Source organism: Curtobacterium sp. ABR8 (genome assembly GCF_057812125.1).
Map to the genome: position 1 here is coordinate 1,260,521 of NZ_CM173818.1, position 11,629 is coordinate 1,272,149.

9 protein-coding genes and 1 riboswitch are annotated in these 11,629 nt (G+C 71.3%); of the genes, 6 read left to right on the top strand and 3 right to left on the bottom strand.

Going from position 1 to position 11,629, the window contains the following annotated elements; all coding sequences use genetic code 11:
• Positions 1 to 109: 109 nt before the first annotated feature.
• The 4 genes from ACXKZB_RS06110 (at position 110) to ACXKZB_RS06125 (ending at position 3,724) form a co-directional block, all read left to right on the top strand.
• Entirely contained in the window at positions 110 to 934 is an 825-nt protein-coding gene (locus ACXKZB_RS06110) for a DUF4397 domain-containing protein (protein WP_488825184.1), read from the top strand.
• A 101-nt stretch (positions 935 to 1,035) separates the two neighbouring features.
• Complete coding sequence (locus ACXKZB_RS06115; RefSeq protein ID WP_488825185.1) at positions 1,036 to 2,190, top strand: family 8 glycosyl hydrolase; 1,155 nt, start codon at positions 1,036 to 1,038, stop codon at positions 2,188 to 2,190.
• Complete coding sequence (locus tag ACXKZB_RS06120) at positions 2,187 to 2,885, top strand: class F sortase (protein ID WP_488825186.1); 699 nt, start codon at positions 2,187 to 2,189, stop codon at positions 2,883 to 2,885. The genes ACXKZB_RS06115 and ACXKZB_RS06120 overlap by 4 nt, the downstream gene beginning before the upstream one ends.
• A gap of 44 nt (positions 2,886 to 2,929) precedes the next feature.
• On the top strand, positions 2,930 to 3,724 hold the full coding sequence (locus tag ACXKZB_RS06125; protein ID WP_222660123.1) for a polyprenol monophosphomannose synthase: 795 nt from the start codon (positions 2,930 to 2,932) through the stop codon (positions 3,722 to 3,724).
• A 122-nt stretch (positions 3,725 to 3,846) separates the two neighbouring features.
• On the opposite strand, the gene treZ is transcribed toward ACXKZB_RS06125, so the two are convergent.
• The 3 genes from treZ to glgX are packed head-to-tail and all read right to left on the bottom strand — an operon-like array spanning position 3,847 to position 10,333.
• Positions 3,847 to 5,601, bottom strand: a complete 1,755-nt coding sequence (gene treZ / locus ACXKZB_RS06130) for a malto-oligosyltrehalose trehalohydrolase (RefSeq protein ID WP_488825188.1) — start codon at positions 5,599 to 5,601, stop codon at positions 3,847 to 3,849.
• The gene (gene treY / locus ACXKZB_RS06135) at positions 5,598 to 8,102 is read right to left on the bottom strand and encodes a malto-oligosyltrehalose synthase (protein WP_488825190.1); all 2,505 of its coding nucleotides are present in this window, start codon (positions 8,100 to 8,102) and stop codon (positions 5,598 to 5,600) included. The genes treZ and treY overlap by 4 nt, the downstream gene beginning before the upstream one ends.
• A complete protein-coding gene (gene glgX / locus ACXKZB_RS06140) occupies positions 8,099 to 10,333 on the bottom strand; it encodes a glycogen debranching protein GlgX (RefSeq protein WP_123313412.1) in 2,235 nt (744 codons plus the stop codon). The genes treY and glgX overlap by 4 nt, the downstream gene beginning before the upstream one ends.
• Positions 10,334 to 10,462: 129 nt before the next feature.
• On the opposite strand from glgX, the gene ACXKZB_RS06145 reads away from it, so the two are divergent.
• Positions 10,463 to 10,783: a hypothetical protein gene (locus tag ACXKZB_RS06145; RefSeq protein ID WP_222660132.1), complete on the top strand. Its 321-nt coding sequence runs from the start codon at positions 10,463 to 10,465 to the stop codon at positions 10,781 to 10,783.
• A gap of 98 nt (positions 10,784 to 10,881) precedes the next feature.
• A riboswitch (TPP riboswitch) is annotated at positions 10,882 to 10,993 on the top strand.
• Positions 10,989 to 11,627 carry an ECF transporter S component gene (locus ACXKZB_RS06150; protein ID WP_488825192.1) on the top strand — a complete coding sequence of 213 codons (639 nt, stop codon included), beginning with the start codon at positions 10,989 to 10,991 and terminating at the stop codon, positions 11,625 to 11,627. (Overlaps the previous riboswitch by 5 nt.)
• Positions 11,628 to 11,629 lie beyond the last annotated feature (2 nt).

Consider the following 11,629-nt stretch of genomic DNA (forward strand, 5'->3'; position numbering starts at 1 on the left):
CCCGAGCGACACCCCAGCCGCTCGCGGGGAGGCCCAGAGCGACACCCGCGCCGCCCGCAACACCCCGGAGCCGAACACGACCAGCACCACGACCCGAAGGAGCACGACCATGACCGCACACACCCAGCGACGCCGCACCGTCGTCGTCGGCGCACTCGCAGCGACCCTCGTCGCCGCGACCGTCGGACTCGCAGCACCCCAGACCGCCACCGCCGCCACCGCCACCGACGAGGGCTGGCTCCGCGTCGGCCACCTCTCGCCCGACACCAAGAGCGTCGACGTCGAGCTGTCCAGCCTGTCCGGCGGCAAGACGGTCTTCGAACTCGACGACGTCACCTACGGCCAGGTCAGCAAGTACCAGGAACTCCCGGTCGGCACCTACGTGCTGTCGATGCGGGCTTCCGACGCTCCGGACTCCACGCCGGTGATCTCCACCGACGTGCAGGTCGACAAGGGCGACGCGAGCACGGTCGTCGCCTACGGCAAGAACACCGACCTCAAGACGACGGCGTTCACCGACGACCTGCAGCAGCCGGGCGACGGCAAGGCGAAGCTCCGGCTGGTCCAGGCCGCCACCACGGCGAAGCAGGTCGACGTGAGCACCTCCGAGGGCACCGCCATCGCCGAGGGCGCGGAGTTCGGCACCGCCACCAAGTACGCCACCGTCGACTCCGGCAAGTGGACGCTCGACGTCTCCGGCAGCGGCCAGCAGGGCACCGCCAGCGTCGACCTCGCCGGCAACACCGTCTCCACCCTGTTCGTCCTCGACGACAGCAAGGGTGACCTGACGGTCGTACCGGTGACGGACGCAGCGGCCACCGCCGCGACCCCGACCGGCGGCGTGCAGACGGGTGGCGGCGGCGCAGCCGCCGACCGCCCGATGACGGAGGCCGTCCACGCGGCCGTCGCGGCGCTCCGCTCGCTGTACCGCTGACGCCCTGGCCGGGAGGCCCGGATCACGTGCGCCGACACGCTCACGTGATCCGGCCCTCCCGGTCAGAGCCCCGCTCACCATCCACGGAAAGGCAGGCCAGCATGACCCGCAGGACCTGGATACCCATCACCGCCGCGGCGGCGGTGGTCGTCGCCGTCGGCGTCGCGCTCATCGCAGTTCGGCCGTGGGGGCAGGACACCGAAGCCGAGAACGGTTCGGCCGCCACCCCGACCTCGACCAGCGCGCCCGACGCGGCGCGCTCTCCGAAGGAGCTCCGCACCGAGTTCCTGGACCGGTACGTGCAGGACGGCCGCGTCGTCCGCACCGACCAGGGCGACGACACCGTCAGCGAAGGGCAGGCCTACGGGCTGCTCATCGCGTTCGCGAACGGCGACCGTGACCGGTTCGACGACATCTGGAAGTGGACGAAGACGCACATGCTGACCGACGACGACCTGCTCGCCTGGCGTTGGACGCCGGACGACGGTGTCGCCGACGAGCAGCCGGCGAGCGACGCCGACCTCGACGCCGCGCGGGCCCTGGTGCTCGCCGGAGACGCGTGGGGCGAGGACCGCTACACGGCAGCCGGCAAGCGCATCGCCTCGGCGATCCTGGAACACGAGACCGCGACGACGGACCTCGGCACGATCCTGCTGCCCGGGCCGTGGGCGGACTCCGAGCCCTACCGGTACAACGCCTCGTACGCGTCGCCGGCCGCCTTCGCGGTGCTGGCGAAGGCCACGGGCGACGACCGGTGGGCCGCGCTGAACCGCGGTTCCCGAGCGGTGACGACCGCCGTGCTCGACGAGTCACAGCTGCCGAGCGACTGGTCGCAGGTGCACGCCGACGGCACCGTCGACCCGATGCCCGCGACCGGCGGGGACCAGCGCGTGCTCTACGGCTACGACGCGATGCGCACGCCCGTGCGCTACGCCGAGGCCTGCTCCGCCGACGACCGTGCCCTCGCCGCTTCGCTCGCCCCGCCCCTGCGCCGGACGACGCAGCTCGCGGCCCAGCTCGACCTCGGCGGGACCGCCGTGACCGAGGACACGAACGCGTTGGCGTACACCGCCAGGGCCGCGGCGGAGCACGCAGCCGGGTCAGCCGGTGCGGCTGCCGACGACCTGGAGCGGGCAGACCGCACGGCGGCCACCACGCCGACCTACTACGGGGACGCCTGGGCCGCCCTCGGTGCGACCATGCTCACCTCGGACGTGCTCGGCGGCTGTGCGACGACGGCCGGAGGGGCATCGTGACCGGCCGACGGTCCGCCGGGCGCGGTCCGGCGGTCCGGCGCCGTGGTGTGGTGATCGGGGCCGTCCTGGCCGCGGTCGTCCTGGGCGGCGGCGTCACGGGTGTGGCCCTCGCATCGACCGTCGGCAGCGACGGGTCGGGTGGGCGCGCCGGCTCGGCGCCGTCGAGTCCGGCGTCGGGGTCTGCTCCTGCGTCTGCCGGTTCGGGCACCGAGGGGTTCCAGGACCCGGCGGCGCCCGCCGCCCGTTCCTCGGCGACCCCCGTCAGCGTCTCGATCCCCGCGATCGGCGTGCAGTCGGACCTCGAGGACCTGCACCGCGGCTCCGCCGGTGAGCTCGACCCGCCCGTCGACTGGGACAGCGCGGGCTGGTTCAGCGACGGCATCGTCCCCGGCGAGGTCGGCCCGGCCGTCATCGCCGGCCACGTCGACAGCCCGACGAGCGCCGCGGTGTTCTTCCGCCTCGACGAGCTGGTCGCCGGTGACGAGATCCACGTCGCGATGTCCGACGGCACCACCCGCACCTTCACCGTCGACCGCTCGGAACGCGCCGCCAAGTCGGCGTTCCCGACGAGCGACGTCTACGGCACCACCCCGACAGCCCAACTCCGACTGATCACCTGCGACGGCGTGTTCGACACCGCCACCGGGCACTACACGGACAATCTGATCGTGTTCGCAGACCTCTCGTCGGACTGACCCACGACCGACCGATACATTCGATGTGGAGCACGAGGAGCACCATGAGCGAGACCCTGGTCATCATCCCGACCTACGACGAGGCGGAGAACGTCCGTCCCATCGTCGAGCGCACGCTCGCCGCCACCGACGACAGCGTCCACGTGCTCGTCGTCGACGACAACTCGCCCGACGGCACCGGTGAGATCGCCGACGCGATCGCGAGCGAGACCGACCGGGTGCACGTGATGCACCGCACGGTCAAGGACGGCCTTGGCGGCGCGTACCTGTCCGGCTTCGCGTGGGGCCTCGAGCACGGGTACGCCAAGCTCGTCGAGATGGACGCCGACGGCTCGCACCACCCCGAGTACCTGCCGTGGATGCTCGAGCTCGCCGACACGAACGACCTGGTGCTCGGGTCACGCTGGATCAAGGGCGGGAAGGTGGAGAACTGGCCCTGGTACCGCGAACTGCTGTCCCGCGGCGGCAACCTCTACACCCGTCTGGCCCTCGGGATCGCGGTCCGCGACGCCACGGGCGGCTTCCGGGTCTTCACCTCGCGGGCGTTCGAGCGGATCGACCTGGCCGGCGTCGCGTCGAAGGGCTACTGCTTCCAGGTCGACCTGTGCTGGCGTGCCCTCGAAGCCGGTCTGCGCGTCGTCGAGACCCCGATCACGTTCACCGAGCGGGAGTTCGGTGTCTCGAAGATGAGCGGCAACATCGTGCGTGAGAGCCTCGCCCTCGTGACGAAGTGGGGCATCGACCGCCGCATCCGCGAGACCCGTTCCCTGGTCAAGGACCACCGGAAGCTGCCGTCCGTGCGGAAGAACGCACACGCGGTCGCCGACCACGCCGCCTGATCCGCGGCGTCGACGCTCGGCGTCGGTACCGCGAAAGCGACAGTGTCCCGCGAACCGTTCGCGGGACACTGTCGCTTTCGCGGATCGGACGCCCGTGGGCAGCCCGGACGCCAGCGCATCGACTAGCGCAGCACCACCACGCCCCGCCCGCGGAACCGCACGCAGTCCGTCGCGACATCGGCCGCACCGAAGCGGTAGAGCTCCTCGCCGGTGGCTCCCGGCACGGGCACCTCGGCAGCGTCGTCGAGGAAGTTCACCACGACGTGCACCGGAGCGACGTCGGGCCCGAGCAGCCCGCGTGTGAGTACCAGCCACCGCCGGTCCTCACTGAACCGCACGGCGTTCGCCTCGTACCGGTGGTCGACGAAGGCCTGGTCGGTCCGCCGCAGGGCGACGAGCACCCGGTAGGCACGCAGGATCGCCGCGCCCCGCTCGGAACTGACGTCGGCCCAGTCGAGCTTGGAGTTCGTGAACGTCGTCGGGTCCTGCGGGTCCGGCACGGCGGACTCGTCCCACCCGTGCTCGGCGAACTCGGCGATGCGTCCCTCGGCGGTGGCCGTACCGAGCTCGGGCTCCGGGTGCGAGGTGAAGAACTGCCACGGCGTCGTCGCGGCGAACTCCTCGCCCATGAACAGCATGGGCGTGAAGGGCCCGAGCAGGGTCAGCGCCGCCGCGATGACGAGACCCTCGTCGTCGAGCGTCGCCGCCAGACGGTCGCCCGCCGCGCGGTTGCCGATCTGGTCGTGGTTCTGGTTCGTGACGACCAGGGCCGTCGCCGGCGAGGTGCCGCGGTCGATCGGCTGCCCGTGCCGCCGGCCACGGAACGACGACCACGTGCCGTCGTGGAAGAACCCGTGGTCGAGCACCTTCGCGAGCGCCGACAGCGGTGCGAAGTCGGCGTAGTAGCCGTTCGTCTCACCCGTCAGCGCGACGTGCACGGCGTGGTGGAAGTCGTCGGACCACTGCCCGGAGAGTCCGTACCCGGCGGCTTCACGCGGGCGGAACATCACGGGGTCGTTGAGGTCCGACTCGGCGATCAGGGACAGCGGACGACCGACGAAGGCGCCGTACGCGTCCGTCTCGTCGGCCATCTCGGCCAGCACGTGCGGTCGGGTGGTGTCGCGGATCGCGTGCACGGCGTCGAGCCGGAGCCCGTCGACGTGGTGGTCGCGGAACCACATGCGCACGTTGTCGAGGACGTACCGACGGACCTCGGGGTGCTCCACGTTCACCGAGTCGCCCCACGTGTTCGCGAGGCCCTGCACCAGGTACGGCCCGTACAGCGGCAGGTAGTTGCCGCTCGGACCGAGGTGGTTGTAGACGACGTCCTGGATGACGCCGAGACCGAGCGAGTGCGCGGTGTCGACGAAGCGGTCGTATGCGTCCGGGCCGCCGTACGGCGCGTGCACCGCGAACCACGCGACGCCGTCGTAGCCCCAGTTCCACTCGCCGTTCACACCGTTGACGGGCAGCAGTTCGACGAACTCGACTCCGAGCTCGACCAGGTGGTCGAGCTTCCGCGCGGCTGCGTCGAGGGTGCCCTCCGGCGTGAACGTGCCGACGTGCATCTCGTAGATGACGGCACCGCGGGCCGGGCGTCCGGTCCACGACTCGTCGGTCCACGCGAAGCGCGCCGGGTCGACCACTGCCGAGGTGCCGTGCACGCCGTCCGGTTGGAAGCGACTGCGGGGGTCGGGTCGGACCGCGTCGTCGTCGCCGAGGCGGAACCCGTAGCGGGCACCGACGACCGGCATGATCGCGTCGGTCGACCACCAGTCGTCGTCCCCCCGGGTCAGCGGGTACTCGACGTCGTCGACGACCAGCCGGACGCGGTCCGGCTCGGGCGCCCAGACGGCGTAGCGGTCGGGTGCGGTCATGCGTGACCCTCCAGGATGTCGATCTCGGCTTGTGCGTCGGACTCGGTGGTCGCCGGGGCGGTTCCGGCGGTCGACCGGGAGGCCCGTCCCGCGTCGGACGCGTCGGTCACCGTGTCGGCGTGGCCGGGTTCCCCGACCGTGGCGGCCGGGACGAGCAGCGCGACCGGGTACGTGGTGAGCAGGTCCGCGAGCGCGATGCCCCGGCTGGCCGGGAACGACCTGCCGGTGAGCAGGTCGACCCGATCGACGGGGACGGCGTGCACGAGGGTGTCGCCCCAGCCGCCGACCCGTTCGAGGCCGATCGGCAGTCGCGTGGCGACCGTCACGGCTCCACCACGGTCGAACGCGACGACGTGGTCCGCCGCGCTGCCCGTCGCCTCGAGCGCGAGGTACCGCGTGAAGAGCTCGGGGTGGTCGCGGCGGAGCCGGAGCGCACGCGCGGTCACGAGGAGCTTCGCAGCGCCGTCGATCCCGATCGCGGGCAGGTCCTCGGGGCCGTCGTCGTCCGGGCCGTCGATCTCGGCGAGGACGTGGCGCCGTTCGGCGTAGTCCACCGCACGGCGGTTGTCGGGGTCGACGAGGGAACGGTCCCAGAACTCGGTGCCCTGGTAGACGTCGGGGACGCCGGGCGCCGTGAGCTGCACGAGCTTCTGCGCGAGCCCGTTCGACCACCCGGCCGCGTCGATCCGCTCGTCGAGGGCATCGAGCACGGCCACCACCGCGGGCTCGTCGAACGCCGCGTCGACGAGCGCGTGCATGCGCTCCTCGAACGCCGTGTCCGGCTCGGTCCAGGTCGTGCTGTCGCCGGCTTCGCGCGACGCCTTCTCGGCGTAGGCGTGCAGCCGCTCGCGACTCGCGGGCCGGGCACCGACGATGGCCTGCCAGAGCAGGTCCGCGAACACGCGGTCCTCGAGCGGGACGAGGGACTGCAACCGGTCGAGGGTATCGGCCCACTCGCTGCCGAGCTCGGCCAGGACCGCGATGCGTGCCCGGGTGTCCTCGCTGCGCTTCGTGTCGTGGGTGGTGAGCGTCGTCATGGTGTGCGGCCAGCTGCCGAGCCGGTCGCGCTGCGCCTGGTGGAAGTCGGCCACGGACACCGCGAACACGCTCGGGTCGCCCCCGACCTCGCTCAGGGACGTCAGGCGGGACGTGCGGTAGAACGCCGTGTCCTCGACGCCCTTGGCCATCACCATGCCGCTCGTCTGCTGCAGGCGGACGGCGGCGGCGTTCTCCGGGTCGACGAGCGCCGGGGCGATGCGGTCGATGACGTCGTCGAGGTCCGGGCGGGCCTCGGCGGCACGTTCGAGCGCGGCGATGAGGTGGTGCGCGCCTTCGGGCAGGTAGGTGCGGTACACGTCGAACGACGCCACGACCTCGGCGAGGGCGTCCACGAGTCGTTCGTGCGTGATCGCGTCCGCCCCGGCGGCGACCGGAGCGAGGAGGCGGGCGAGCCGCTCGACCTCGCTGCCGAGGATCCCGTCGGCGATGCCGCGGCGGGTGTCGTGCGTGAGCTGCTGCCAGTCGGCCGGTTCCGCTCCGGACGCGGCCGTCAGTGACGGTTCGCCCGCGGGGTCGACGAGCACGCGGTCCAGGACGCCCAGGGCGTCGTACCCGGTGGTGCCGTCGACGGGCCACGAGCTCGGCAGTTCCTCGCCGGGCTCGAGGATCTTCTCGACGAGGGTGTACGCGCCGCCGGTCAGCTCGGCGAGGTCCTGCAGGTACCCGGCGGGGTCGTACAGCCCGTCCGGGTGGTCGATGCGTAGGCCGTCGACGAGACCGTCGCGGAACCAGGCGCCGATGACGCCGTGCGAGGCCGCGAAGACCTCGGGTTCCTCGACTCGGATGGCCGCGAGCGTGTTCACCGCGAAGAACCGGCGGTAGTTGAGCTCGTGGTCGGCGCGCTTCCAGTGCACGAACGCGTAGTGCTGCAGCGCGTGCACGGCCTCGACCGAATCGCCCGGGTGGGCGGTGCCGGGCGCGGTCGGGTACGCGGTCTCACCGACCCGCAGCACCGGGCGTTCCGGGTCGGACGTGTCGAGCGACACGGCGTCGAGCAGCCGGTCGTCGAGGACCGGCACCCGGACCTTGCCGTCGCCGGCGTCCCAGTCGACGTCGAACGCCCACGCGACGGGGGAGCCCTGGCCGAGTTCGAGCAGGGACCACCACCACGGGTTGACCTCCGGGGTGGCGACCCCGACGTGGTTCGGGACGACGTCGACCAGCACGCCGAGCCCGACGGCGTGCGCGGCCTCGGCGAGGACCCGGAGGGCCTCGTCACCGCCGCGGTCGGTGTCGACGTGCGTGTGGTCGACGACGTCGTAGCCGTGGTCCGAGCCGGGTTCCGACTGCAGGACGGGCGACAGGTACAGCCAGTCGGCGCCGAGGTCGTGCACGTAGTCGACGAGGTCGCGTGCTGCGGCCAGGTCGAAGTCCGCGGAGACCTGCAGCCGGTACGTCGAGACGGGGACGCGACGCCCGGTTCCCGGTGCGCCGGCGCTCATCGTGCGGTACCGCTCGGCGCGGTGGAGCCGGCGGGGTTCGCCGGGGTGACGGCGTCCTGCGGGGACCGGAGCTCCGGATCGCCCTCGTGGTGCTGGACCTCGACCGGCGCGGCGGAGACCTCGTGGTTCGGCTCGGCGCGGAGGACGATCATCGACCGGGCGGGGACGTCGAGCGGCGTGCCGGCGTCGATGACCTCGTCGCGGGCGCCGGGCTCGGCGGTGTCGATGCGGACCGTCCACCCCGGTGCGTACTCCTCGGGCGGCAGGGTGAAGGTCACGACGTCGTCGTGGGCGTTGAAGTACGTGATGAACGCCACGTCGGTGACACGCTCACCGCGGGAGTCGCGCCCACGGATCCCGTCGCCGTTCAGGTACATGCCGACGCTCTTGCCGAAGCCGGAGTCCCAGTCCTCCGGCGACATGGCCTCGCCCTCGGGGGTGAGCCACACCACGTCGGGCAGCGGCTCGTCCTGGCCGCGGCGGACCGGGCGCCCGTTGAAGTACCGGGTGCGGCGGAACGTCGGGTGGTCGTGGCGGAGCTTCACGACGTCGGCCGTGAACTGGACGAGGTCGTCGTCCGCGGTCTCCCAGTCGATCCAGCTGAGCTCGGAGTCCTGCGCGTAGACGTTGTTGTTGCCGGACTGCGAACGGCCGAGCTCGTCACCGTGGGCGATCATCGGCACGCCCTGGCTGAGGAGCAGCGTCGCCAGGAAGTTCCGGCGCCGCTGCAGCCGCAGGGCGTTCACTGCCTCGTCGTCGGTCGGACCCTCGGCGCCGGAGTTCCAGGACCGGTTGTGGCTCTCGCCGTCGTTGTTGTCCTCGCCGTTGGCCTCGTTGTGCTTCTCGTTGTAGGCGACGAGGTCGTACAGCGTGAAGCCGTCGTGCGCGGTGATGAAGTTGATGCTCGCCTTGGGCGTGCGGCCGTCGTGCTCGTAGAGGTCGGCCGAGCCGGAGATGCGGGAGGCGAACTCGCCGAGCGTGGACGACTCACCACGCCAGAAGTCACGCACGGTGTCGCGGTACTTGCCGTTCCACTCCGACCACTGGGGCGGGAAGTTGCCGACCTGGTAGCCGCCGGGGCCGACGTCCCAGGGCTCGGCGATGAGCTTGACCTGCGACACGATCGGGTCCTGCTGCACGAGCTCGAAGAACGCGGACAGCCGGTCGACCTCGTAGAACTCGCGGGCGAGCGCCGAGGCGAGGTCGAAGCGGAAGCCGTCGACGTGCATCTCGGTCACCCAGTAGCGCAGCGAGTCGAGGATGAGCTGCAGCGAGTGCGGGTGCCCGACGTTGAGCGAGTTCCCGGTGCCCGTGTAGTCCATGTAGAACTTCTTGTCGTCGTCGACCAGGCGGTAGTACGCCGCGTTGTCGATGCCCCGGAACGACAGCGTCGGTCCGAGGTGGTTGCCCTCGGCGGTGTGGTTGTAGACGACGTCGAGCACGACCTCGATGCCGGCGCGGTGGAGTTCCCGCACCATGGTCTTGAACTCCTGCACCTGCTGCCCCTGGTCGCCCGAGGACGAGTACGAGGAGTGCGGCGCGAAGAAGCCGATGGTGTTGTAGCCCCAGTAGTTCGACAGCCCCTTGTCCTGCAGGGTGGAGTCGTTCACGAACTGGTGCACGGGCATGAGCTCGAGCGTCGTGATGCCGAGTCGCTGCAGGTGCTCGATGACCGCGGGGTGGGAGACGCCGGCGTAGGTGCCGCGCTGCTCCTCCGGCACGTCGGGGTGGGTCTCGGTGAGGCCCTTGACGTGTGCTTCGTAGATCACCGTCTCGCCGTAGGGCGTGCGCGGTGCGCGGTCGCCCTGCCAGTCGAAGAACGGGTTGATCACGACGCCCTTCATCATGTGCGCCGCGGAGTCGTCGTCGTTCGTCGAGTCCGGGTCGCCGAACGTGTACGCGAAGAGCGACTGGTCCCAGTCGATCTCGCCGCTCGTCGCCTTGGCGTAGGGGTCGAGCAGGAGCTTCGACGGGTTGCAGCGTGCACCGCTGTCGGGGTCGTACGGGCCGTGGACACGGAAGCCGTACTCCTGCCCGGGGCCGATGTTCGGCAGGTAGGCGTGCCAGACGTAGGCGTCGACCTCGACGAGGGGGATGCACTCTTCGTTGCCGTCGGTGTCGAACAGACAGAGTTCGACGCGCTCGGCGACCTCGCTGAAGAGCGCGAAGTTCGTGCCGCTTCCGTCGTAGGTCGCCCCGAGCGGGTACGGGTTGCCGGGCCAGGTGTGCAAACGGTCCTCCAGGTGATGGTCGCGCCAACATATCGGTGACGCCCGTCCGCGTCCGCAGACAAGCCCCAGCTGTGCACCCTTGCGCGCGTGGCCCGCCCTGTGGAGGAACGGACGAGTAGCGTCGCGCGCATGGCCAACATCGTCACGCAGATCGCAGACAAGGTACGCCCGATCGGCGTCTCCACGAACTACGGGGACCCCGTCGAGGTCGGAGACCAGACCCTCATCCCGGTGTCCCTCGGCTGGTTCGGCTTCGGGGGCGGCGGGGACGACGAGAACGGCGGCGGTGGTGGCGGCGGCGCGTCGATCCCGGTCGGCGCGTACGTCCGTCGCCCCGGCAAGGACCTCGAGTTCGAGCCGAACCTCATCTCGCTCGTCGCCGTCAGCATCCCGCTCGTCTGGGTGACCGGCACCGTGCTCCGGAAACTGGTGCGCGTCCTGAAGAAGTAGCGACGATCGGACGGGAGGCCCGTGGCGGACCCGCCACGGGCCTCCCGTCCGATCCGTGGTCGTGACCCGTCATGTGGTCGCGACCACGTCTAGACTGCTGGGACACACACGGGAGTCCGGGACCGCCGGGCTGAGAGGGAGCGAGTGGCGCTCCGACCGTCGAACCTGATCCGGATCATGCCGGCGCAGGGAGGAGTCCAGCACCATGTCTTCTGGCACGTCATCAACCGTCCACACCGCCCCGCGGCGATCGCTGCGCTGGCGGGTCGTCGACATCGTCGTCGCGAGCGTGCTCGCGGTGGCACTCGGCGTCGTCTTCCGGCTGTGGGAGTTCGGCTACGAACCCATCAGCGCCGTCATGGACCTCGTCCTGCCAGGCACGAAAGCGCTGTTCGGCGGGGTCTGGCTGCTCGCCGGCCCGCTCGTCGCCATCGTCGTCCGCAAACCCGGCGCCGCGCTCTACGGTGAGATGGTCGCCGCGTCCGTCGAAGCGCTCTTCGGCACCCAGTGGGGCTGGCTGACGCTCGAGGCCGGGCTCGTCCAGGGCCTCGGAGCCGAGATCGTCCTCGCACTCTTCCTGTACCGCGTGTACCGGCTGCCGGTCGTCGTCCTGGCGGGCGCCGCGGCCGGCCTCGCGCTCGGCATCAACGACACCGTGCTGTGGTACCCCGGCCTCGACGCCGCGTTCAAGATCGTCTACGTCGTCTGCGCGATCATCTCGGGCGCGGTCATCGCGGGTGCCGGTTCGTGGTTGGTCGTCCGCGCACTCGCCCGCACCGGCGTGCTGTCCTCGTTCGCGGCGGGTCGCGAGCACAGTCGGCGTCGGCCGCGCGAACTGGTGTGACG

What these genes read in the sequence shown, in the direction of transcription:
- ACXKZB_RS06145 (WP_222660132.1), top strand. Translation starts at nt 10,463, where the DNA reads ATGGCCAACATCGTCACGCAGATCGCAGACAAGGTACGCCCGATCGGC.
- treY (WP_488825190.1), bottom strand. Translation starts at nt 8,102, where the DNA reads ATGAGCGCCGGCGCACCGGGAACCGGGCGTCGCGTCCCCGTCTCGACG.
- treZ (WP_488825188.1), bottom strand. Translation starts at nt 5,601, where the DNA reads ATGACCGCACCCGACCGCTACGCCGTCTGGGCGCCCGAGCCGGACCGC.
- ACXKZB_RS06110 (WP_488825184.1), top strand. Translation starts at nt 110, where the DNA reads ATGACCGCACACACCCAGCGACGCCGCACCGTCGTCGTCGGCGCACTC.
- ACXKZB_RS06125 (WP_222660123.1), top strand. Translation starts at nt 2,930, where the DNA reads ATGAGCGAGACCCTGGTCATCATCCCGACCTACGACGAGGCGGAGAAC.
- ACXKZB_RS06115 (WP_488825185.1), top strand. Translation starts at nt 1,036, where the DNA reads ATGACCCGCAGGACCTGGATACCCATCACCGCCGCGGCGGCGGTGGTC.
- ACXKZB_RS06150 (WP_488825192.1), top strand. Translation starts at nt 10,989, where the DNA reads ATGTCTTCTGGCACGTCATCAACCGTCCACACCGCCCCGCGGCGATCG.